The following is a 23,048-nucleotide window of genomic DNA, read 5'->3' as shown; positions in this document are numbered from 1 at the left end:
TTAATTATTCTGTTGTCTGTAAACTCGAACTGGCTGATTGTTTTTTCCAACGCTTACGTAGATATAATTTACTCCCGCATCGGTTCCGGAGATTGAGGAGTAGATTTGACGGTTGTTTGTGTCGCCGAGTCCGTTTGTTCCGATTTGTTCCCAGCTCGAAGAAGCCGAACCCGGATTTTGAACGTTGGTCCTCCAGATCTGAACACCACTTTCGTTGTCAAAACCGATATAAAGATAGGAACCGTTTCGAACCGCCATCGTAATGCTGTGATTGGAAACGTTTCCGAAATTCGTAAATCCGCCTCCATCGTCTCCGACCAAAGACCAATCGCCGGAATCACAATTGGAGTTGTTACCGTTCAAGGTCGGATCGCATTTCCAAAGCTGAGGCCTTCTATTGTTATAGTTTCCGTTCGTACAACCGGCGATCGTCTGTACTGAATTTCGCAAACCGGAGTTGTCTTGAGGAGTGAGGCAGATCGTCCTCGTAACGTAAAGTTTTCCGTTAAACTCCGCAAATTGAGAGAATGCCTTATCTGCCGGAATCAAATCATAATACTTAGTAAGTTCGAGAGAGAACCAGTTGTTATCGGATCCGTTATGCCATTTTGAATCGGATCTCGGAGCTACGTCCGTCCAGTTGTTGCAACTATCCAAATCGTCGCAGGGGGTCGGGTTTCCGTTCGTAGAACGGATGATACTTCCGTTGTGAGAAGAATTCGGAAATCCTCCGTTTGCCGCATAGATTCTTCCGTTAAAAACGAACAAAGAATCGATTCCGACGTAGTAAGCCCAGTTGATATGCGAATTATTTCCTTCGGAAGAACCTCCTCCGAAATAAGGCATTCTATCGATTCTAAAACGGTCTCCTCTGGTTCCGTCGTTCGCGTTGCAGTTATTTCCGATCGTACATCTCGAAGTATCAGAAGAATTGAATGTGATTTTTCCGAAATCCGGCGAATTTGTATTTTGGTTCCGTTTAGCAAAACCGGAATAGATGCGGTCGTTCATCACCGTGATGGAAGATGTTCCCGCTGTTACGGTGCCCGTGATGGATCCCATATCGATGTATTTGAAGTCGAGACCCGAATCAGTATCGGAAGAATAATACAAGTAGTTGAAATTTTCCGAGGATCTGGAACCCGCCATCAGTATATGTTCGATTCCGCCCAAAGAGCCCGTTGAAAAAACTCCGCGCCCGTCTTCGTTATCGGGTCCGCATCCGGTCGTTTGATCCGCGTTGTTTATGGAACATCCGGTGTGACCGATCGTAACATAAGGAGGAACTCCGATTCCTCCGTCTCTCGAAGAAGCCGAGTTAGACGAAACCCCGGAGCCGCCGGAAGAAGTTGTATCTTTTGTAAAGGAAAAGGAAACTGATTCTGGGAGGGTTCCATCGTAATTAAAACGGACTGCCTGATTTCCGTTTGTGTTCGGACCTATATAGATTCTTCCGTTATAACCCGTAAGATAACCGAAGGAGGAATCGTCTGCGAACGGGTTGTTTGCGATCGGACCTTCCGTAAAATTTACCGGTGAACTTCCACAACCGATAAAGCTGGTTCTGTCTTTGGGAGAAGACTGAAGATTCTCCGTATCGGAACCGTTACGAATCGCGCCCCAGGACATATTGTCAAACCCGTCTCCATCCAAATTGTTTGCGGCGATCACTGTGTATTGACCTCCGCTCTGAGAAAGGGAATGTGTTAGACACACTTTCGAGGAATCCGCAGGCGCTCCTCCGCATACCGTCCCGTCCAAAATTTTCGCGCTTGTTATATTTCCTAAGGAGGATACTCCCGTGAGTTTATATCTTAGAGCACATTGAGTCGCATTCGAACATTCCGCCGATTTTGGAATGTCCGCACCGGGATAAACGGATTTCGAGAAAGAAACAATCACCTTTCCCACCGAATTACAAACCGCACCGGAAACTTTAAGCTGCTCCTGGCCGGTAAAGTCCGCATTGTTGGGACAACCCAAAAGATTTGGAACAAAAGAAAGATCGTGAATCGCGTTCTTGTCGACTACGAGTGTATAAGTTTTTCCTGATATTTGAGAACTCGAAAGAATGATCGTAAACGTATTTCCGCTTCCGTTCACGCTGCTTAAAGAAAAATCTCCAGTTTGCGGATTTGCGCTAAAGTCCGAATTGTCAGAGCAGGTGCCCGTCAAAGAAGAGCTGTTTACAATCTTATAATTAGAAAGATTTAAGGCTTCCTCGTTGTTTACGTTTTCGGAATATACAACTCTAATTGTGGTCGGAGATAAGGAAGTTACGGATATCAGCGTAGGTGGAGAGATATCGATCGGATTTACCGTTAAAGTAGTGCTTCCGGAAACTGAGCCATAAGTTGCGGTGATGATCGAATTTCCCTCGGCGATTCCGGTCGCAAGACCTTGGGTTCCGGGTGCGTTACTCACCGTTGCCAGAAAAGTCTGAGAACTTGACCAAATCGCAAGGGAGGTTAGGTCGACCGAACTTGCGTCCGAATAAGTTCCCACAGCCGTAAATTGTTTTGTAGCGGTTGTGTAAATCGCCGGATTTGTCGGAGACACAGCAATGGAAGATAACGTTGCCGGGGTGATCGTTAAACTTGTGGATCCGGAAATGGAACCTGAAATTGCTGAGATTGTATTGGCGCCGATTTGCAGAGCGCTGACCAAACCTTCGGTCCCGGAAGCGTTGGAAACGTTTGCGGATAAAGGATTCGAGCCGGACCAGGAAACTGAGGTTGTGATGTCCTGGGAGGAAGCATCCGAGTAGATTCCGAGAGCGCTGAATTGTCGACTCAATCCTTTTGCGAGATTAGAATCCGAAGGACTGATTTGGATCGAAACCAGAACGGCCGGAGTGACCGTAAAGCTGACCGTATTGCTGGTCAAAGAATTGAAAACCGCGTAAATATTTGTAGAACCGGTGGAAAGCGCCGTAGCCGATCCGACACTTCCAGTTGCGTTGCTGATCGGAGCGACGTTCGTATCGGAAGAATACCAAGTCGCCGACTCAGTGAGATTTTGACTCGTGCTATCGGTAAAGATTCCGTTTGCAGTGAACTGCTGAGTCAGCCCTTTCGGCTTTGAAGGAGAGGGAGGGCTGACGACCACGCTCACGAGTTCCGCCGGTGTGACCGTCATCATACTAATCGCGCTCTGGATCGAACCGTAAGTTGCAATAATATTCGAAAATCCTAATGCATTTGCCGAGGCCAAACCCTCCGAACCGGATGCGTTGCTAATAAGAATTTTGGAAGAATCCGAAGAAGACCATGTCGCAAGCAAAGTCAGATCCTGCGTGGAGTTGTCCGAGTAAATACCGGTGGCCGTGAACTGTTTGCTCAGGCCTTTTGCGACGGAAGGGTTCGTAGGAGCAACTTGAATCGTAATCAAAACCGCCGATGAAATCGTTAAGTTCGAAGAGCCCGAGATCGATCCTAACGTAGCCGTAATCGCGACATTCCCAACGTCAAGAGTAGAGGCAAGTCCTTCACTCCCCGTCGAATTGCTGATCTGAGCCTTTGAAGGATTAGAGGAAGACCAACTAACGGAACCGGTTATATTTTGGGTTGTGTTGTCAGTATAAGTTCCGGTCGCAACGAATTGTTGTGAAAAACCTTTTGCAACGGAAGGGTTCGGAGGTGTAACCGAAATCGAAATTAATTCGGCGGGAGTCACGACAAAAGGAATCGAAGGACTTGAAACGGATCCTAAGGTTGCGGTGATATCGCTGGAACCGGGAAGAAGAGCGTTTGTGAAACCTTTGTTTCCGGGTAAGTTTGAGATCTGCGCGATGATGGTATCCGAAGAAAACCAAGTCACTTGTTCGGTAATGTTTTGTGTGGAATGATCAGTAAAGACGCCCGTGGCCGTAAAATTCTGAGTCAATCCCTTTGCTCTGGTTGCGGAGGAAGGAGTGATTCCGATCGAAACTAGTTCCGCCGCCGTTACGGATAACGTAGCGGGGGGACTTGAAATACTTCCCAAAGTCGCCCGTATGGAAGTGATGCCGACCTCGTTTCCGAAGGCGAGACCTTCACTACCGCTCGCGTTGGAGATCAAGGAGATGATCGGGTCGGAAGAAGACCAGGTAACCGAGGAAGTAATGTCCAAATTGGAAGCATCCGAATAGATTCCAGTAGCTGTAAAAATTCTCACTAAACCTTTTGCTAAAGAAGAATCAGACGGGGTCACCTGGATCGAAGTGAGAATCGCCGAAGTGACTGCGAACGTAGTGTTCCCGGAAATACTTCCAAAGGTCGCAGTAATGATCGTAGTTCCAATGGAAATAGTCTGGGCAAAACCTTTTGCGCCGCTTGTATTGGAGATACTCACGATCGACGAGGAAGAAGTCCAGGTAACGGAATTCGTAATGTCTAATGTAGAGTTATCGGTGTAAGTTCCCGTTGCAAAAAATTGTTCAGTAAGACCTTTTGCTTTGGAAGAAAGAATCGGAGTCACCGAAATCGAAACGAGTTCTGCCGGAGTCACCGTAAAATCGGTATAACCTTCTATACCTCCGATCAAAGCGGAGATTGTGACCGTACCCGGATTGAGAGAAAAACCCAAGCCATGAGAACCGGAAGCGTTTGAAACGGCGAGAATGTTAGGGTCCGTCGTCGTCCAAACTACCTGATCCGTAATATCCAAACTCGAATTGTCCGAAAGAATTCCTATTGCTCGAAAGGAAGTCGATAATCCCTTGGCTCCGGACGAATTGACTGGTTGAATCGAAATGGAAACGAGAGACGCCGATGTTACGGTTAACGTGGATAAACCGATTTTGGATCCTAAAGTGGCAAATACGGAGGTAGAGCCGATATCCATTGTCTGAGATAATCCGTCGTTTCCAATCGTAGCGACGGCTGTATCCAATACCGTCCAAGTAACTGAGTTCGTAAGATCTTGTGTGGAATTATCGGAATAGATTCCGGTCGCAAGGAATTGTAGATTCGCGCCCAAGGGAACACTCGGATTAGAAGGAGTCACTTGAATCGAAGAAAGTGTGACGCCGTTGGCCGTGGTTAGAATAAAACCTTGTTTGGAAGCGAAGGTGGCGCGGATGCTGACAGTACCGGAAGAATGAGCGGTAGCTAAACCCGAGACGTTAACCGAAATTATGGAGTCGTTGCTGGAAGACCAGGTTGTCAAAGGATCGTTCGTCAGATCTTGATTGGAACCGTCCGAAAAGATACCGGTAGCCGAGAATTGTCTGCTGGAACCGATTGCTAACGGACCCGAATCCAAAGTCGTTACTTGAATCGAATTCAAAAGAGCCGGTGTCACAGAAATCGTCAATCGAGAAGTAAACCCTTGGTAGGCGGCTTCTAAATCGGAAGATCCTACGGAAAGACCTCTTACGGAATTTCCTTCGATCGCGGCGATCGAAACGGAAGAAGAGAAAATAGTAGAGGAACTCGTGACATCACGATTGGTTCCGTTTTCAAAAACTGCGGTAACGTAAAATTGAGAGCTTGTTCCCTTTGCTATCGAAGTGTTTTGTGAAGTGAGTTCAATACGAGTGATCGCAGATTCGGAACCGCTGGACGGAAGAAAGAACAACGGAGTTCCACCGCTTTTTTTTCCTACCGCTAAGCCGACGGCTCCGGTCAACATAGGCCAAGCCATACAACTTTGTAAAAATAAAAACAGGGGAACGAGGATTAAAACTTTTTTCTTCATCAATCTGGCCTGTTGAGAGTTAGGACGATTCGATCTATGGATTTCCGGCATGATGCTTACTTTTTTAAAATTAAATGATTATTCCGATGATGATGAATGATTACGGATTTGTTTTTCTAAAATGAAGTACATAAAATTACTTTAAATTGCCATAATCTAAAAAGACTCAAACGATCATGACTTGCTTATGAATCCGATTTTGTTCTATGTCACTCAAGTAGATAAAAAATAACAGCTATGGAAGAAAGATGATCAAAAATATTATAAAAATTTAATATATAGTCGAATAGTTAGTAACTGACGGCCGTGATACAACATCGGATTTGAAAAAGGAAGCATTAGGGCCCTTGAAAATAATTTCCAAATTTAGGGAAGCGAAACTTGTATTTTTGGAAATTCATCAAAACTGTGTTTCTTTTTACTGCGGAATGTGTCTAAATAACAGTATGAATCCAGTTTTATTCTTAGGTCACGGATCGCCGATGAACCTCGTTATTCCATCCGAATTCACTCGAAGTTTGGAAGCCTTCGGTTCTAATTTGGAGGGAGTGAAAAATATACTCGTCGTTTCGGCGCATTGGAAGACTCGAGGGACTTATGTGACAATTTCCGATCCGCCGGAACAGATTTACGACTTTTACGGATTTCCTGATACGTTGTATGCAATCGAATATCGACCGAAAGGAGATCCGTCGTTGGCCAATCGTGTGAAAGAACTCGTAAAGACGGTGTCCATACAAACCACGTCAGAGTGGGGAATCGATCACGGAAGTTGGGGTGTCCTTTATTTTCTTTTTCAAAAAGCGAATCTTCCCGTGGTACAACTGAGCATAGACGCAAACCTGAGTCCCGAACAACAATACGAGATTGGACAAGAATTAAGAAAGTTGAGAGAAGAAGGAACTTTGATCGTAGGAAGCGGAAATATCGTTCACAATCTTGGAAAAGCTGACTTCCACAATATGAACGCGACTCCGGCGGACTGGGCGATCGAGTTTGACGAGTTTGTCCGCCAAGCTCTGGAATCCAGAAACGATAAAGCAATATTAGAATTTCAAAAGAAAGGGGACATAGCCAGGTTGGCCGCTCCTTCCACGGAACATTTTGAACCGATCTTTTATGTTTTAGGCGCTATGAGGCCGGAAGAAAAGGTAAAGTTTATTCATCATAGTTTTCAAAACCGATCGGTATCGATGCGGTCCTTTGTGGGTGTATAACGTTAGTCTTCATCGCCGGAAAGAACCCATTCCTTGTTTAAGAGAGAGTTCGTAACTTTCATGAGGTCTCTTTCCGGATCGATCAAAACCTGACTTTTTCTCCCGTTTAAAGAAACCATCACATCCGCGTAGACGGAAACGTCCTGGCCCGTTTTCACCTTTTCGATTTCTCCGATCCAGTGCGCAAATTGAAGAATCAAATCTGGTTGATAACTCATCATAATCCTTTGGATTTCGTTGAGATGAGATTCCGGAAGTATTACCGTGGTTTCACCGGTCTGTTGATTGACTACACGAAAGGAGGCGATCCCGTTTTTTTGAACGAGCATGATCTGCCAGGAGAATCTAAATCCTTGTTCTGTCCAGAGATGATACCCGGGATATAAAAAATGCCTGAGCGGAAAAAGAATCTGAAGAAGAATATAAAAAATCCAGAAATAACGAAAGGAACGATCTGATAAAATCAAACTGAATTTTTTTCTCAAACTCGATCCTGTTGAAAAAAGAAAATTCTCCGATTGTAAGGATTTCTTTTCCAAGAAGCTTAAGGACCTTTCTATAAAAGCAAAAACGGATATTCTAAAATGAATCGGAAAACGGGTCCATAAAAAAAGAAGAATGTTTTCTCGATTTGGAAGCATACTTCTGGATTTAAGAAATCGAAACAGATCCAGGGGCCAACTGGGGGAAAAGAATAGGGTGGCGTTTAGAATCATCACCCAAGGAAACATTCCGATCGGAAACAATTTCCAAGTCAAAAAATGGAATATTAGAACTAAAGAATATCCCAGGGCCCTTGTTTTTCTATTTAAAAGCAAGAATGGAACCGTAAGATCGAAAATCAGGCCGACGTAACTAAAAAGGTAACCCGTAGCCGGCATCGAAAGTGTGGAACCGAAAACGGGAATATCGGAATTACGCAAGAGCCAGATCCGCACCGGCTGTGCGTCTATTAACCAGTCCGGCACGAGTTTTCCGATTCCTCCGAAAAAATAGACGACTCCTATTTGAAAACGCAGAATATATAAATTCCAAGCTGGAATCGGTTCTATCTCTTGAATCGCTCTGTTTTTGAATATTCTAAAAATATGAAATATGTTGAGGGCTCGGTCCGCCGGAATCCAGACCAATAAAAATAGAATCAAGCAAATGAGGTAGTAATGATTGAGATAAACAGCGACTTCCAAAAGGTTGACATAACCGAAGATGACGAAAAAACACAGGATCGAAATTCTGTAAAAAATCCCCAAAGAGATAAAGATCGCGAAAAAAAGAAGAGAAACAAAGAGAGGATATAAAATCCAAGAGGGAAGGACACCCACCCAGGAAAGTCCGTAGAATTTAAAGTGGAACGCGGGGTCTAAGAAGTATTTGGAGATCCATCCATTTGAAAAATAACGAAATGCTAATATAAAAAGCAATAAACCGAATACAATTCTGTAAAATCCGAGAGACCAAGCCGGAACGGGGTCAAAGGCCCGGGAATAAAGATTGGGAATTCGTTTTTCTCGCATAGTATCCGGATCCGATAGGTTTCCACTCGCCAGAAAAACGTTTCTTTGTAAGTTCTGCAAGCATTCCCGGGATCGCCGATTGAGAATCGGGCAAAAGCTCGTTTGTATGAAAGACTTCCTCCATTCCCAAAGAGATGGTGTTCAAATCCAAAACGTCGGCTCCTTCTCGGATTAAAAGTTCTCCTCCTTGATTTCGAGTTTGGCTCGGATGGGAGAAGATAAAGATCTGACGATCCTGTTCGAGTGCGTTGTGCGCGGAGGAGACGGCTCCCGATTTTTCGGGAGCTTCTAAGATAAAAACCGAAGAGCAAATTCCCGTAATGATTCGATTTCGTTTTGGAAAAGAATATTTTAATGGGACATGACCGGGAGGATATTCCGTAAGGATCAAAGCTCGATTCGATTCTTTCATGCTCCGATACAATTTTCTATTTTCGTTCGGATATTCGGTTTCCGGTCCGGTTCCCATCACGCCGATCACGGCGAGGTCGTCTTCAAGTGCGGAATACATGGCGACTGCGTCGATTCCTTTTGCAAAACCGGAAACGATTCCGGAAACTTTCTGAGTTTTGAAAAACGAAGGAAGTAAAGTCGCGGCAAAGGAGGAAATCGGAGAAGGTTCTCTCGTTCCCACGACGGCCACAAAATTCTCAAGAAGAATCTTTCGATTTCCTTTTGCAAAAAGGATCAGAGGAGGGTCGAAGATTTCTTTTAAGAGCGGAGGATATTCCTCGTCGAAGATGGAAAGGATCGAGAATCTCAGGTCTTGAAGTTCTTCCGAAATTCTTTTGGAAAAAGATTCCGCGTTCCGCAAAATGGATTCCGGAAGGGAAGAACGTAGATTGACTTGAGCTTCCTCCCAAGAATTCCATTTTTTGAATATTCTTGTGCGAATGCAAAATTGCGAGACCTTGGGATCCGCGAGAACTAAAAGATTCATTCTTCCTTCGAGGAGCTTTCGGAGATTTTTTTTAAATTTTGAAGAACGTTCTGATAAGAATCGTTTTTATTCAGACCTTCTCGAACCAAACCGGCGTCGTTTAATTCTTCGATCGTCTTTTTGATTTTAAGATATTCTTCCTTTGCGTCTTCGGTTTTTCCGAGTCTGTATAAAAAATTGGCCTTTGCAAAACGAGCGGGGACGTTCCTAAATTCCTTTTTTAGAATATCGTCCAAAATTCTTAACGCCTTGTCCTGATCGTGAAAACCGGCTGAAACTCCTTCCCAAGAAGAATCCGGCATGGAAGAATCGAAGTAGATCAGAGCCAATTGAAATGGAAATCGAGAATCCCTCGGATCCTGGATCGCAAGATGGGTAAAAAGATCGATTGCAATCTGTCTTCTTGTGGTTTCCCAGCCTCTGTCTTTGGAAGCGTTCGCGTAAGCAAGAGCGGTCTCGTATAACAGCTGTTGGTCGATCGGCTTGAGAAGAAGCGCTTTTTCAAAATACGGGATTGCAGGTTCGAAAAAATGAAGTTCAGCTCCTACGATTTCGACTTTTTTTCCTTCGTTGTTTTCTTTGAGAGCGCGGTTATAGTATTTTACTCCCATATCGTAATCGCCGATTTTCATATAACCTTGTGCGATCTTCCAGCTCAAGGCGCCGGCGGATCGAGTCTTTTGGGCCATCGCTGAGATTTTTTTTTCCAGTTCTATGATTTCGGCTTCGTTTAGGGCTAGTCTTTCTTTCCAAGCTTCCAGATCTTCTACGGTGGGAGGTCGATCTCCCCGATTCTGAAATCCGAAGTTCTTGGATCTTTCGCAGGAAACAATAAAGAGAACCGTAAAAACGATAAGAGAGCGTAGAATTTTTTGTGACATGAAACTTCCTCGCAACGGGTGAGTCTTCCTTAGTAACTATCGGCTAACGGAAAAAATCTCATCTCCCTAATTGTTACGGTTCTCGGATCGAAAGGGGGGAAGGGGGTTTTGAAAGGAAAATGAAAAAAAGCGGAGGAAAAACCCCGCTTTTTTTAAAAAAAGGACTTAGTCTTTTGTGGAACCGGCGATCAAAAGAGCCGCACCTAACAAAGAAAGGTCTTTGAGAAAGGAAACCGTGGACATTTGATTTCCGGCCGCCGCCCCCGGAAGATGGACCAAAACGATAAAAATTCCGAGAAGAACCGCAAGAAGGATCGTCGCGAGATGAGTTTTGATTCCGGTAATAATGGAAACGGAAGCCGCGAGCAAGGCCAAGCCGATGAGGTAAACCCAAATTACCGGAAAGGGAATGTAAGACGGAACCATCCCGGACATAGCCGGAGCGGAAAGGAAGTGAAACAATCCGAAAATCGCAAAGGGAACCGCGTATACGATCTTACCTATTTTTTTCATACGAACTCCTTAATTCTTAAGATCCCTAAGAAGAATTCAATCTTCTCGAATATGATCGGTGCTGAATCTTGATTGAACATTGGACTGCTGCAATCAGAATTTGACTGTAAAATCAAAAAGGGTTTCAATCTTTTGGAAGTAAAAAAGCTCGATAAATCGGATTTGAACTGGCTCTTCCCACTTGAAAGCTCCTGTTTTGGAACTCAAGCCTGGACCGAAGCCATGATTCTTTCCCACTTTGTGGAATCGGAAGGGATCGGCGTTAAGGATCTTGGTTATGTGCTCTACAAACTCGTTGGAGATGAAATCGAAATTTATAAAGTCGCAGTCGATTCCTCCCAAAGAAGAGAAGGAAAAGCCAAACAAATGTTGGAATTCCTGCTCGATTCTCAGAAAGACAAAACTTTTTTCTTAGAGGTCAGTTCGAATAATCTTCCCGCGATCGGTCTTTATAATTCCTGCGGATTTCAAAGAATTCATATAAGAAAACACTACTATAGCGACGGTTCGGACGCGCTCATTTTCAAAAAAACTCCCGTCGATGATCTGGAGAATTTTAGTTTCGACATTCCTTAGTCAAAAGAAACTTTCGTCCACTTCGGTTTGACGTTTCTGTTAAGCGACCAGAGTCCATTGAATAAAGAGTCGAATACTACTCGAATGAGTGAGATGGTTTTTCTCAAACGGCAATTTTTATGGAATAGAAAGCCGGTTCTGGGGAATAAAATCACTTTTTTATACACTTTCCGTTCTTCTTTTTGAAATTTGGATGCAAGATCTGATTTCTGGGTTACACTGCTTTCTATTGGAAAGTTATAATATGAAAAGATTTATTTGCATACTCCTTTTGATTTTGGTGAGTAGCCTTTCTACAAACTGTTTTTTAAATCCTCTTTCTCAATTTGTCACCGAGTCGATTTTTCCTACCAAGGAAAACTGTCCTGATTGTACAGAACAACAATTCGTGGCTTTGGCCTCCGTGGTAAAACCGAACGCCGATGGAATTCAAGGATTTGCGTTCGATTTTTCTTCTTCTTTTTCGAACTATTGCGGGGCGGGGATTTGCGCCGGAGGAATCACGGAAGCACAACCGAATTCTACGGTTACGGTGGCTGTTCCGAATGGAGCTAGTGTAACAACTCTAAAACCCACGTTTCGAATTCCGGAAAATTCTTCTCTGGAAGTGGATGGGGTAAAACAAACTTCCGGTATATCGGTGCAGGACTTTACGAACCCCGTGATCTACAAGTTTACGGATGAAAAAGGGGCCGTTCAAAATTATACGGTTACCGTAAAACAGGCGTTACCTGGAGATCGTTTGAATGGAACGGTTCTCTTAGGAATGTTGCTTTGGACGAAGTGTTCTTACGGTCAAATCTGGAGACCAGGCTTTAACGACTGTCAGGGGAAAGGAAGTGCGGAGGACAATTACGGAGCTAACACTGAGATCGCGTTTTGTGATACCGACGACGGCGCCTGTGACGCTTACGGGAAGCCAGCATTTCAAAATGCCTGTCATGAGATGCAAACTACTTTATCACCTCCTAATATACCCCCAAGCGTAATGCGTCCGGGTTCTTTCGACGATATGAACCTTTTGACTTCTTGTAGTCCTTATTCGAAAGGGCCCTTGTGTGGAACCGGAGACCAGTGCTCCGGCAATACCGGGTCTACGATCAACGTAGAATTATTTCCGCAAACCGTGAACGGTTACTATTGGACGTTTACTCCGAGCGGATGTACGACCGCAACGATGCAAGTGATTCAATTCGGCGGCGTAAGCAGGACCACAACACATACGAAAAGCAGCAAAGGAAAGGCGATACGTTGTATGTATAATCTCGCTTCTTAATCTTTTGGGATTAAATCGGTTTCGGAAAACAAAGTATTATTTTTTATACAAGGTCGTCGTTTTAAATGAAAGTTAAACTCTATATTCTATTCCCATTCTACTTTTTTGTTCTTCTCTCTGATTGTAAGATCGATCAGAGATTGAGCGAGGATAAAAGTCATAGAACGATTTTGGCTTCAGCGGACGCAACTTGCAAGATTGCTTCCGTAGAACCTCTTTATTCTTTTTTATTCGGTTTGGTTCCCGTGTTTCGTAAATCCGAACCCAATCTTCCCGCGGGTCAGACTTTGAGAGTCACGGAGGTCACGAATTGGAAAGACTATGCGGTTACTCTAATCGGAGGTTGGGCGATCACTCTCGTAAGAAGAACGAGGACAATAGAATTTTGTGACGAGAATTTATTTGCAAATAGTTGGAATCCGGAAAAACAATCCGTGGATCAGACTCTTTATCAACTGGCCGCATCCGGAAAAGTTTCCTTATATCTGAAATCCGGAGAGTCCTTGTCCCAAGTGAAAATTCTTGCGTTTGATGAGAGCTCCATCGACGTCGAGGCCGTGTTCCCCGATCCTAACGGCGGCTTTACGGATCGTGCGATTTTGCGAGACGGTTCCAGCATCGACGGAAGGCAGATCGGTCAAGACGACAAAGAAGTTTTGATGGAGAGTCTGGAAGGAAAAAAAATTTCCATTCAAAAAGCGAATCTACACAAGATTGATATGCGGGTTCCAAAAACGATCCGAGAAAAGAAAATTTTTTTGAAAGCTGATATTTCTAAAATTGCCTTTGAAGATTCTTTAAAAAAGTAAGAGTTCCTACTTTTGAGCAATGGACCATTCCTCTTTTCTTGTATTTAAGGCGGTGTAAGAATTCGTGTTCGAATCGCAAAAGAATCGATGTTTCTCCTTTGATTTCGTATTTGCAGACCTACGTCCGGGTATAAGAATCGTTCTCGTAAATACGTTTATCTAACCAAGAACAAATCGTTGGTCGTTTCAGACACAGAATCAGAACTCCCCCCCCCCCCCAAAAAAAAAAAAACAGGAAGTTGTGGGAACTCCTCCGTTTTTAATCGACGAAATAATCTCTCGAAAAGGTTAGATCACGAGATGTTGGGTTTTGCGGGAGCTCTTAAAAAATTTCTTTTTGGTTTTCGGAAAAAATCTCAATAAGAATCCGAATCAAATCTTTGAATTCTTGCTCAGAAGAATCGTACAGAAAGTCCCGATTCCTTCCTGTCTTCCAAGAGCGCCCATCTTTTCGGTAGTCGTGGCTTTTACGGAAACACAATCCAAGGGTAGAGACAAGAGTTCACTTAAGGATTTTGTAATTCTTTCTTTGAGAGGGGCGATCTTTGGTCTTTCTCCGATCACCGTACAGTCTACGTTGACAAGTTCGAAATTTCTTTCTCTCATCAGCTCCAAACACTTTAAAAGAATGATCTTACTATCGATATTTTTTAGTTTTGGATCGGTGTCCGGAAAATGTTGTCCGATATCGCCGAGGGCCAGGGCTCCCAAGATCGCGTCGGATATCGCATGAAGAATGATGTCTGCGTCCGAGTGCCCCACGAGAGCGAATTCCGATTCACATTCGATTCCTCCCAAAACGAGTGGACGTTCCGAATTGATTTCCAGTTTGTGAAAGTCGATTCCGTTTCCGATTCGATACATTCCTATATTCCTAAATAATAATTCTTTCTATCAGTGTAGAATTTTTGATTTTTCAACGGTGCTGTTTTTAAAAAAGTCAATGTTTTTTACCGGGCTTGATATTTGTTCCGACAAATCAATTCCTTGAAGAATCGGCGCCCTTAGAAAGTATGAGTTCCTACTTTTTAGAACTTTCACTTAGCAGCCTTGTTTTTGAGAACAAAGTATGAGCTCCTACTTTTTAAAAGAAAGATCCAACATTCTCTGAACGGACATTCTTCCTTTCTCGATGACTTCCGGATCCAGATGAATCTCAAACTGATCAAAGAGAAGCGCGTCCCTGATTTTTTCCAAAGTGATTCTTTTCATGTGAGGACAAACCTGGCAAGTGGAAACAAAATGTTTCTCCGGAAACTCGGAACGAAGATTGTCTCCCATGGAACATTCCGTAATCAGAAAGATATTCTCCGCACCGGATTTACGAATGAATTCGCTCATCTGAGAAGTGGAACCCGAATAATCGGAATGATCCACGACTTCCGTCTTACATTCCGGATGAGAGATGACGGTAACTCCGGGAAACTGTCTTCTCGTAAGTTCGATATCCTCCGCGGAATACATCTCGTGAACCATACAACTTCCGGGATGTGTGATGATTTTTTTCTTCGTAAGATTCTGAACGTTCGCCGCCAAATATTGATCCGGTAAAAAAATGACGGTATCACTTTCGAGAGATTCCACAACCTGTAATGCGTTCGCCGATGTGCAACAGATATCGGTCTCTGCTTTTACGTCCGCCGTGCAGTTTACGTAAGTGACCACTGGAACTCCGGGATATTTTTTCTTAAGATCCACTACGTCTTGTCTTGTAATACTTTCCGCGAGAGAACAACCAGCTTTGAGATCCGCGATGAGAACTTTTTTTTGCGGGGACATAAGTTTTGCGGTCTCCGCCATAAAGTGGACGCCGTTAAAAAGAATGATTTCAGCCGTGGTATCTGCGGCCACCTTACTCAGATAGAGAGAATCTCCGGTGATATCGGAAACCCCATGAAAAACGTCCGGAGTCATGTAGTTGTGTCCGAGAAGAACCGCATTCTTCTCTTTTTTTAATTTCTGAATCTCCTGGATCAGAGGAAGTTTTTCTTCCACTTCGTGATCCATATAGGTGCTCTTGAGCGCTCTTGTGATTTCGTCGAGGGTTTTCATAGATAGGGCCAATACGTTGTGGTAGTAGAAATTCCTTTTAGCCTTGGAAAAGCGGGATCAACACCCGTGTTACAATTAGACTGGCATTGTCTCCAAAGATTCCCGCTGTTCGAGGAACCGGATCGTTTTGCGTTTTCAAAATCTTTCTCCGTCTCGAAGGCACAAGATCCGTTTGAGGAAACGTAATTCAGATAGAATGTAGAATTGCACTTACTCCAGCAGCGAAGCAGCTCTCCCAGGGTATTTCTGTTCTGTAGGCCGGCGGGTTGGATTCCGTTCTGAAATCGATTCAACTCCGTTTCTGTGCATTTTTCACCGGTGGCTACGGGAGTTTTGAGACAAAGATTCCCTTGAGTATAGTAATCAACGCAGGAGGGATCGGAACCGGAAGCGAGGATCCAGCTTATAAGTTGTTGATCTTTTGCGTCGGATTCTTTCTTCGATGCAAAACATCCGATCGCTGAGAAGATAATAAGTAGAATCAAAATGGATCGTTTGTGCACAGCAAAACCCGTTTCCTTTCAATTTCCCTTAAGAGAAGTCTTGCTACAATCAAAAAAATAGGATGAGAATCGGCTCGGATTCAAATTGCAAACCTTCATTCTAAAATATATTGACACGATTTATTTCGAGTTTTAAATGAGACCTTATCCCCAAAATCAAACAGGATTGGTATTACTTTCCATGAGAAAATTATCTTCTCTAATTTCTGTGTTAGTTCTCCTTATGTTCTTAGGAAATTGCGCAGACACAGTCGATGTAGAATATCCGGTATTCCCGAAAGATAAAGAGGGCCGTGCCCTTCAGAAATTCCTCGGCACGATTCGTAACGTAGGATTAGCAGTTGAACCTCCAAAGAAAAGCCTTTGGGAAGCGATCTTCGGAGAAGGTTCCAGCTTTATCGATCAAATGCCAGCGAAAGTTTTCGAAGCATTCGACAAAGAATCTTATTACAAACTGATCGACCTCAGCAAACGTGCGGACGTTCTCAACGAAGCGACTCTTTCTCTTACTGGGATTACTAAATCCAGAGCAAAGATCGGAAATCTTCTCGGTGCGGAAGCGATTCTTTACATTGGATATCAAAAACCTTACACTGAGTGTGGTAGCGAAAACAAAATCGATATGGTTGCGGCGGGAATGAAAGTTGCCGGTTTCGCGGCTTCTATGGCTACCGGAAAAGACGTGAACACTGGAAATGATCCTGTTTCTAAACCGACAGGTGTTCGTTACATGTTGATTCCTCTCGATGCAACTCTGATCAAAGTGGATACTGGAGAAGTGAAAAAAGCGGTTGTTTCTAATCCTGCAAAAATCTTCAACAGCGTCGGAAACTTAGAATGTCCTTCCATTTTGGATTCTTTCGGACAAGGTCTGGACGAAGCTGCCGGTTACATCAAGAGCAGACTTTCTCCAATCGTAAAAACTGAAAAAATCGAAATTTTCGTAAAAGATGAAGATGAAGAAGTAAAAGAACTTCTTACTGAAGGTTACGAAGAAATCCAAGGTGAAACTCCAAGTTTCAAAAAAGCAAAAGAAGCTTGGGAAAAGGCCGATAAAAAAGCGAAGGGTCAGTCTTGGGGAGCGAAAGCAAACCTCGGAACTTATTACTTCTCAACCGGCGATTTCGAAAAATCGATCAAACTCTATGAAGAAGCTATGAAGATCAACGGAGCTAAAAAAAGCTACCTGAGAGAACTTAGAAAGAGAGTAGAAGCTACTTTCGCGGTTGACGAAAGCAACGCAAAGTAATCGATTCCTTTGAAGTCGATTGATTGCAGGAAAAGCGGGCGCAAGTCCGCTTTTCTTATTTCTATATTCTCATTTTGTTTTCTCTTTTTCGGGGACTGCAGAAAAATCCCGACCGAAGAAGAATGTGTCGAAAATCAAATGCACAATGTGAAGTTGATTGCTCAAGCTTCCGAAACGGAAATTCCCACGGGAATGCGACAGCTGATGTTGAAGCAGATTCTTCAACCGGATATGTCGAGAGCCATTGTTTTGCGTTGTATGTCGGACAAAACTTTGAAACAGGTTCAGTGTGAACTTGGAAAGGAAAAGTTTTTAGATTTGAAAGAATGCAAACAATTTGGGAAGGAAGAGGAAAAGTAGGAACTCCCGCTTTTTACTTAAAACGACAACGGAACACTTTTCAAAAAAGTCGAAAACCCGTTGAAAGTCCGATCCGTTTCGAATAAGAAAAACAAATCTTTTAAAATAAAAACGGCCCAATTCTTTTCGGGCCGTTTTTATTCTCGATGACCGAACTTCTAACGAAAAGAACCCATCGAAAGAATCCTACAAAAGTAGGAACTCCCATAAAAACTTCTCAGTTCGGTGAATTGTTTCTTCGAAGATAGGCTGGTATATCGTAGTCTTCCGACTTCGGAACGTTGGAAGAACGAAGTCGAAGGGAACCCGGAGTCGCACGGACCGTTTCTCCTGAATCTTCCTGTAGGAACTCCTTTCTCTCATTCGGAGATTCCATTCCCACAGCCTTTCTCTGAAAACCGTAGTTCTCCTGAACTCTTGTACTGAGATCCTGATTTTGAATCAGTTTTCCGGAAGGATTACGCTTGCTAAAGCCGGTTGCGATCACAGTGACCCGGATTTTGTTCGCTAGGCTTTCGTCTTCGTGAAGGCCGATGATGATATTCGCATTCGGATCCACTTGAGAAGTGATGATTCCCGAAACTTCGTTCCAATCGGAGATCGTAAGATCCTTTCCGCCGGAAACGTTGATGAGAAGCGAAGAAGCTCCCGCGATCGAAGAAGAGTCTAACAGCGAATTGTTGATCGCAAATTCCACTGCCTCTTTAACTTTTCCTTCTCCGCTTCCTTCGCCGACTCCCATCACCGCGTCGCCCGTATCGCGCATGATAGTCTTTACGTCCGCAAAATCCACGTTGATCAAACCGGGGTTGTTGATGATATCGCTGATTCCTCGTACGGCGTTGAGAAGAATATCGTCTATCACCTGAAAGGCGAGATCGATCGGAGTCGATTTGTCCACGACTCGAAAGATAGAATCGTTGTTGATCAGAATGAGAGTATCGACGTGCGAACGAAGTTGTTCGATTCCTTTACGAGCGAGTTCCATTCTTCTTCTTCCTTCGAAGGAAAAGGGAAGAGTCACCACTCCAACCACGAGACATTTCATTTCTTTTGCGATCTTTGCGATCACCGGAGCCGCGCCTGTTCCGGTTCCGCCGCCCATTCCCGCGGTGATAAAGACCATATCAGATCCTCTCACGACGGACTGAATTCTTTCCTTATCTTCTTCTGCGGCCTTGTAGCCGAGTTCGGGATCGCCGCCCGCCCCCATTCCGCGCGTGATCTTGGTTCCTAAGATGATTTTATTTTCCACGGGAGAACGAAGTAACACCTGTTCGTCGGTGTTGAGAATCGCGAACTCGACTCCTTTGAGAGTGGAGTTGGACATCCGCGTGACGGCGTTCATTCCGCCTCCGCCGACTCCGAAAACTTTTATAACTGCCGGGCTTGTTTTTGTTTCTTCTTCAAAACGGATCATTGTATTTTTCCTTTTGGAGGACGGTCAAAGATTCTCTTCGATCCATCGTCTGATTTTTTTCGTCCAACCTTCCGATCGGTCCACGGATTTCTGATCCATGTCCGTCATTCTATCTGCGTATTTGATCATTCCGATCACGGTGGAGAATTCGGGTGAAGAGGCTTTTTCTGCGAGTCCGCTGATTCCGCCCGGTCGCGCTCTGGATGCCGTTAGACGAAACACGTCTTCTGCGAGAGTATCAATTCCTTCGAGAAGACTTCCTCCTCCCGTAAGAATCACTCCGCCGGCGAGAAGTCCTTTTTTACCGGACTTTACGAGTTCCTTATCCACCATCTCGAAGATTTCTCTCATTCGCGGTTCTATGATTGCAACCAATTCTTCTCTGAGAACCTGTCTCGCGGGTCTTCCGCTGATCGGCGGAATTTCGATCGTTTCCGTAGGATCGATTTCGGAAAGAATGGTATGTCCGTATCTTTTTTTGAGAAGTTCAGCAGTTTCTAATGTAGTTTTGAGTCCGATCGAGATATCGCTCGTGACGTTGATTCCACCGAAAGGAATCACGGAAGAATAAGAAATTCCTCCGTCGACGTAGATGATCAAATCGCAGATCCCCGCGCCGATATCAAGAACTGCGGTTCCGAGATCTTTTTCTCCCGAAGTCAAAACGGCCTCGGAAGAAGCGAGGCTGGAAAGGATCATCACTTCGCAATGAAGTCCAGAAGATTCAATACACTTTTCTAAATTATGAATTGCTGTTATACCCGCGGTGACGATATGGACTTCCGCTTCCAGACGAACACCGGTCATTCCGATCGGATCTCGGATGCTCGTCTGATCGTCGACGGAAAATTCTTTGGAAAGAACGTGAAGAATCTGTTGATCCGCCGGAACTCGAATCGCCTGTGCGGCTTCGATCACTCGCACCACGTCCGGTTCGGCTACGGTTCGATCGCGGTTTGTGATTGCGACGACTCCTTTAGAGTTATCGGCTTTGACGGTCTTCCCTGTGATATTGACCGCAACCGAAGTGATTTCTTGTCCGGACATGAGTTCCGCTTCGCTCACTGCTTCGATGATGGAACGGGTTGTGGATTCAATATTGATGATGGATCCATTCTTCACTCCGGAAGAAGGATAAGCTCCGGTTCCGATGATTTCCACTTCGTATTCGGAGATAGGTCGGGCCACGACTACTTTTGTCAAAGAAGTCCCGAGATCCAGAGCGGCGATGATTCTATCTCTTGGTTCCAGCATGTCAGTGATAGACCGCGTCTTCTCCTCTGATATCTACGAGCTCGGATTGAATTTTATCTTTTTCAAAATAGGCTAAAATTGCGTAGAGTTTTCGGATTTGGTCTTTGTGAAGAAGGGTTCCGATTTGGATTCTCAATTGAATCGGCTCGTCCGCGAAAAAAAAGATTTCTCCGTCTTCTTGGAGAAGAACTTCGGAGATTCTTGGCTTGAGAGCCGGATACATTCTAAAAGCCTGTTCAACGGAATTATAAAGATCCCGAAAGCTTGCGTCTTGGATGAATCCTTTTTTTACGGGAAAGTTTCCGGAAAGAACACAGAGATCCTTTTCACGGACGTCGTCTTTCGAAAGAACTCTGTGTTCGGAATCGATCTCGTAGAGATGTCCGTCCGAGTTGACGATGAAGGAAGCTTTTCTTTCGGTGAGTTCTATGAGGAGTTGGTCTTCCGACTTTTTTGTGATACGGGCAGAATTCACTCTCGGATGCCTGGAGAGTTTTTTTTCCAGAAGATCCAAGTCCAGAGTATCAAAGGAGGTCCCGGGTTGAATTTCAAGCATTCTGACGATTTCTTCCGTTTTGAGCTTTTCGTGCCCCGTAATGATTAACTTATTCAGTTCTCGGGGAATTCCTTGAAAACGAAATCCGAGAATCGCCCCAACGCTCAAAATACAAATGAGAAGAGCCAAGAGGAGAATGTTTCTCCTTTTCTGCACGAATTCTCTTAGAAAGTCAATCAGATTATGTCTCATGGCCAGATCTTGAGGTAAATTTCTTCTCTGGTTCCAATATCGGGAATTTCTTTCTGAAGTACAGCTTGTTTTTGACGGAGAGTTCCCGCAATCTTGGGAAGGATTTGCAATTGGGAAGAATCCTTCGATTTGAAAGGCGGTCGTTTTCTCCGAGGCGCTCAAAAAAAGGGGAGTTCCCGCATTCTTCCGGAATACAAAGGAACTCTGATTGCAAGGGAAGAATTTTTGGTCCTAGAATCCGGTGCTTTTTCGGCGGAGAGAATTCTTCTTGGGACATTATTTTTTCGGAAAAAAGAATTCCTTCTTGGAAAGCAAAGAATTGAATACCGATCTTATAAATATACCAATTCGTTTATGAATCTCTCAAAACACATCGCGGTCCTTACGGGCGTCATTTTCTTTTTAGGATTCTCCTTAGGGATGTATATGGCCGTGGTCGAAAAGGCCGGAACCATAGACGATTATCCTTATACGATGAAAATTTATTATCCACGTCTGGAAGGAATTCATCCGGGAGCACCGGTACGGATTCTCGGGGTGGAAAGGGGAATCGTTCGAAGTCTGGATGTCGTCCCGATCGAAGAAGTGGGTGATCAGAGATTCTTAAACAAGGATCAAACCAAGGCGATCGAGATCGTCATTCGTCTCAAGGAACCGATTACTCTCTGGGACAATTACAAGATTACGTTTCAGACGAATACGATTCTTTCCGGAAGAACGATCGACATCGATCCGGGTTCTTCGGAGAAAGAAGATACCACATTCTTCCAGCCTACTTATCTCGAAGAGGAACAGCGCGCTCCCGACTTCCTTCCTTCTGCGGATTACTTCGAAGATTTTTTCGCTGCTTCGACGGGAGTGATTCGTGAGAATCGAGAAGATATTCGCGCTTCTTTTACAAACCTCTATGAGATCTCCGAGAAACTCAAATCCAATCGTGGGACGATTCCAAGGATGATTCATTCCCCGGAAACCTATGATAATCTTTTGGAACTTCTTACGGATGCGAGAATTTTCGGAAACGACGCTCGGCGTTATTCGGAAGGATATCGCAAATTGGAACGTTCCGCGCCGACTCCTTTTACGATCAATTTGTATCGAAGAACAACTCTCATAGGGAGTGTTGGAAACGATTATTATTTCGGAAAACTCTAAAGATTTTTTTTCAAGCTTACGATTCTTGCTTAAGCTTTTTTTCTTCCAAGTCTTTCAAAGATAGAACTCCTCCATTCTCTACTTTTAATGATCCAAGCTCTGGAACATTTCAAAGAAAGGTAAGTTCAATCCTTTCTGCATTTCAAATGCTTGAAACAAAAGTGAGAAAGAAAAATGTTTTTTAATTTGAGAATTTTCTAATCTCTATATTCTGATTGAATCCAGTGGAGTTCCTACTTTCAAACATCTCAAGTCAGAAATGATCGATCGATTTTTCGGAGTATATTCGAAAACAAATTGGAGGTCCTTAAAGAAGGATCTTTCTCAAGGCCCAAACTGGGGTTTTCCCGGGAGAAATCCTGATAGCGGAATGAAGAACAGCTTCGTGGAAGTGATTCGGTTTTTTGATAGGGTGAGTTTCCTCATGGTAAATCCAACGTAAAGGTGGAGAAGTGGATCGTCGCCGCGAACGAAGACTACGTTATCGAAAGCCAACACATATTTGCAAACAGAGAAGAATGGGATCGATTTGGATCATCTTGTTTGTGTTCTCCGGAAATTTTCCGAGGAAAAGATTGTGGAAGGTGTCATTTCTTTGCAAGTCCGGTGGAAGCGGGTTCTTTTTTACAAAAATTTCTCAGAAGAATTTAGAATAGAATCCAATTCTTCTTTCGGGCGTGATGAGAATCTGAATCTCCAATCGGGTCCTTAAAAATTTTGTCCTTGGTCGTTCGGCAAAGAAAAATCTGAATTCTTAAGTCCCGTCGTATTTTGAGACATTTCTCGGAAAATCTGGAAAGGCGATTCTTTGTCGGGACAACGGCTTTGTGTCATCTTAAGACTGTAGTTAGGAGTTCCTACTTTTTCAAGAATTCCCATTGATCACCGAACTTCGAACGAAG

General features: G+C 44.0%; 16 protein-coding genes and 2 pseudogenes. 7 read left to right on the top strand and 11 right to left on the bottom strand.

What is annotated here, in order from left to right; genetic code table 11:
* A complete protein-coding gene (locus tag JWG45_RS19105; RefSeq protein WP_205281512.1) occupies positions 1-5,679 on the bottom strand; it encodes a beta strand repeat-containing protein in 5,679 nt (1,892 codons plus the stop codon).
* 446 nt (positions 5,680-6,125) lie between these two features.
* Here JWG45_RS19105 and ygiD point away from each other — a divergent pair, with 446 nt between their 5' ends.
* Positions 6,126-6,896 (top strand): 4,5-DOPA-extradiol-dioxygenase, encoded by a 771-nt coding sequence (gene ygiD / locus JWG45_RS19100; RefSeq protein ID WP_205281204.1) that lies wholly within the window; start codon positions 6,126-6,128, stop codon positions 6,894-6,896.
* Positions 6,897-6,898: 2 nt separating this feature from the next.
* On the opposite strand, the gene JWG45_RS19095 is transcribed toward ygiD, so the two are convergent.
* The 4 genes and pseudogenes from JWG45_RS19095 to JWG45_RS19080 form a co-directional block, all read right to left on the bottom strand.
* A complete protein-coding gene (locus tag JWG45_RS19095) occupies positions 6,899-8,410 on the bottom strand; it encodes an HTTM domain-containing protein (protein WP_205281203.1) in 1,512 nt (503 codons plus the stop codon).
* On the bottom strand, positions 8,367-9,350 hold the full coding sequence (locus JWG45_RS19090; RefSeq protein ID WP_205281202.1) for a DNA-processing protein DprA: 984 nt from the start codon (positions 9,348-9,350) through the stop codon (positions 8,367-8,369). Before JWG45_RS19090 ends, JWG45_RS19095 begins: the two co-directional genes overlap by 44 nt.
* Positions 9,347-10,192, bottom strand: a pseudogene (locus tag JWG45_RS19085) (tetratricopeptide repeat protein); the annotation flags it as partial. The gene JWG45_RS19090 and the pseudogene JWG45_RS19085, both read right to left, overlap by 4 nt.
* Positions 10,193-10,396: 204 nt before the next feature.
* Positions 10,397-10,744 (bottom strand): DoxX family protein, encoded by a 348-nt coding sequence (locus JWG45_RS19080; protein ID WP_205281200.1) that lies wholly within the window; start codon positions 10,742-10,744, stop codon positions 10,397-10,399.
* Between the two features lie 132 nt (positions 10,745-10,876).
* On the opposite strand from JWG45_RS19080, the gene JWG45_RS19075 reads away from it, so the two are divergent.
* The 3 genes from JWG45_RS19075 to JWG45_RS19065 all read left to right on the top strand — a co-directional run bounded on the left by JWG45_RS19075 (position 10,877) and on the right by JWG45_RS19065 (position 13,405).
* A complete protein-coding gene (locus tag JWG45_RS19075; protein ID WP_205281511.1) occupies positions 10,877-11,320 on the top strand; it encodes a GNAT family N-acetyltransferase in 444 nt (147 codons plus the stop codon).
* Positions 11,321-11,564: 244 nt separating this feature from the next.
* Positions 11,565-12,596, top strand: a complete 1,032-nt coding sequence (locus JWG45_RS19070) for a glycoside hydrolase xylanase (RefSeq protein ID WP_205281199.1) — start codon at positions 11,565-11,567, stop codon at positions 12,594-12,596.
* A gap of 65 nt (positions 12,597-12,661) precedes the next feature.
* Complete coding sequence (locus JWG45_RS19065) at positions 12,662-13,405, top strand: LIC_13076 family protein (protein ID WP_205281198.1); 744 nt, start codon at positions 12,662-12,664, stop codon at positions 13,403-13,405.
* Between the two features lie 372 nt (positions 13,406-13,777).
* Here JWG45_RS19065 and ispF read toward each other — a convergent pair whose 3' ends face one another.
* From ispF to JWG45_RS19050, 3 genes are all read right to left on the bottom strand, one after another.
* On the bottom strand, positions 13,778-14,269 hold the full coding sequence (ispF, locus tag JWG45_RS19060; protein ID WP_205281197.1) for a 2-C-methyl-D-erythritol 2,4-cyclodiphosphate synthase: 492 nt from the start codon (positions 14,267-14,269) through the stop codon (positions 13,778-13,780).
* Between the two features lie 213 nt (positions 14,270-14,482).
* Positions 14,483-15,457 (bottom strand): quinolinate synthase NadA, encoded by a 975-nt coding sequence (gene nadA / locus JWG45_RS19055; RefSeq protein ID WP_205281196.1) that lies wholly within the window; start codon positions 15,455-15,457, stop codon positions 14,483-14,485.
* A complete protein-coding gene (locus JWG45_RS19050) occupies positions 15,454-15,960 on the bottom strand; it encodes a hypothetical protein (RefSeq protein ID WP_205281195.1) in 507 nt (168 codons plus the stop codon). The genes nadA and JWG45_RS19050 overlap by 4 nt, the downstream gene beginning before the upstream one ends.
* A 181-nt stretch (positions 15,961-16,141) precedes the next feature.
* On the opposite strand from JWG45_RS19050, the gene JWG45_RS19045 reads away from it, so the two are divergent.
* Positions 16,142-17,209, top strand: a complete 1,068-nt coding sequence (locus tag JWG45_RS19045) for a lipoprotein LipL41 (RefSeq protein ID WP_205281510.1) — start codon at positions 16,142-16,144, stop codon at positions 17,207-17,209.
* Positions 17,187-17,569: pseudogene (gene lep / locus JWG45_RS19040) on the top strand (LipL41-expression chaperone Lep). Before JWG45_RS19045 ends, lep begins: the two are co-directional and overlap by 23 nt.
* 217 nt (positions 17,570-17,786) lie before the next feature.
* Here lep and ftsZ read toward each other — a convergent pair.
* From ftsZ to JWG45_RS19025, 3 genes are read right to left on the bottom strand one after another with little or no spacing between them, the layout of a single operon-like run.
* Positions 17,787-18,989: a cell division protein FtsZ gene (ftsZ, locus tag JWG45_RS19035; protein WP_205281193.1), complete on the bottom strand. Its 1,203-nt coding sequence runs from the start codon at positions 18,987-18,989 to the stop codon at positions 17,787-17,789.
* A gap of 24 nt (positions 18,990-19,013) precedes the next feature.
* The gene (gene ftsA / locus JWG45_RS19030) at positions 19,014-20,243 is read right to left on the bottom strand and encodes a cell division protein FtsA (RefSeq protein WP_069608492.1); all 1,230 of its coding nucleotides are present in this window, start codon (positions 20,241-20,243) and stop codon (positions 19,014-19,016) included.
* A 1-nt stretch (position 20,244) separates the two neighbouring features.
* Positions 20,245-20,991, bottom strand: a complete 747-nt coding sequence (locus tag JWG45_RS19025; RefSeq protein WP_205281192.1) for a cell division protein FtsQ/DivIB — start codon at positions 20,989-20,991, stop codon at positions 20,245-20,247.
* A gap of 354 nt (positions 20,992-21,345) precedes the next feature.
* Between JWG45_RS19025 and JWG45_RS19020 the strand changes: the two genes are divergently transcribed.
* A complete protein-coding gene (locus JWG45_RS19020; protein WP_205281509.1) occupies positions 21,346-22,146 on the top strand; it encodes an MlaD family protein in 801 nt (266 codons plus the stop codon).
* Positions 22,147-23,048: the final 902 nt, after the last annotated feature.

Origin of the sequence: Leptospira ainlahdjerensis, assembly GCF_016919175.1 — a bacterium.
Taxonomy (GTDB): Bacteria; Spirochaetota; Leptospiria; order Leptospirales; family Leptospiraceae; genus Leptospira; species Leptospira ainlahdjerensis.
Note: the sequence above shows the minus strand (reverse complement) of the source record. Positions and strands in the feature narration are given on the sequence as shown.

Coding starts and splice junctions, on each gene's coding strand:
- ygiD (WP_205281204.1), top strand. CDS start 6,126: ATGAATCCAGTTTTATTCTTAGGTCACGGATCGCCGATGAACCTCGTT.
- JWG45_RS19070 (WP_205281199.1), top strand. CDS start 11,565: ATGAAAAGATTTATTTGCATACTCCTTTTGATTTTGGTGAGTAGCCTT.
- JWG45_RS19025 (WP_205281192.1), bottom strand. CDS start 20,991: ATGAGACATAATCTGATTGACTTTCTAAGAGAATTCGTGCAGAAAAGG.
- ftsZ (WP_205281193.1), bottom strand. CDS start 18,989: ATGATCCGTTTTGAAGAAGAAACAAAAACAAGCCCGGCAGTTATAAAA.
- ispF (WP_205281197.1), bottom strand. CDS start 14,269: ATGTATCGAATCGGAAACGGAATCGACTTTCACAAACTGGAAATCAAT.
- JWG45_RS19045 (WP_205281510.1), top strand. CDS start 16,142: ATGAGAAAATTATCTTCTCTAATTTCTGTGTTAGTTCTCCTTATGTTC.
- JWG45_RS19090 (WP_205281202.1), bottom strand. CDS start 9,350: ATGAATCTTTTAGTTCTCGCGGATCCCAAGGTCTCGCAATTTTGCATT.
- JWG45_RS19105 (WP_205281512.1), bottom strand. CDS start 5,679: ATGAAGAAAAAAGTTTTAATCCTCGTTCCCCTGTTTTTATTTTTACAA.
- JWG45_RS19080 (WP_205281200.1), bottom strand. CDS start 10,744: ATGAAAAAAATAGGTAAGATCGTATACGCGGTTCCCTTTGCGATTTTC.
- JWG45_RS19095 (WP_205281203.1), bottom strand. CDS start 8,410: ATGCGAGAAAAACGAATTCCCAATCTTTATTCCCGGGCCTTTGACCCC.
- nadA (WP_205281196.1), bottom strand. CDS start 15,457: ATGAAAACCCTCGACGAAATCACAAGAGCGCTCAAGAGCACCTATATG.
- ftsA (WP_069608492.1), bottom strand. CDS start 20,243: ATGCTGGAACCAAGAGATAGAATCATCGCCGCTCTGGATCTCGGGACT.
- JWG45_RS19065 (WP_205281198.1), top strand. CDS start 12,662: ATGAAAGTTAAACTCTATATTCTATTCCCATTCTACTTTTTTGTTCTT.
- JWG45_RS19020 (WP_205281509.1), top strand. CDS start 21,346: ATGAATCTCTCAAAACACATCGCGGTCCTTACGGGCGTCATTTTCTTT.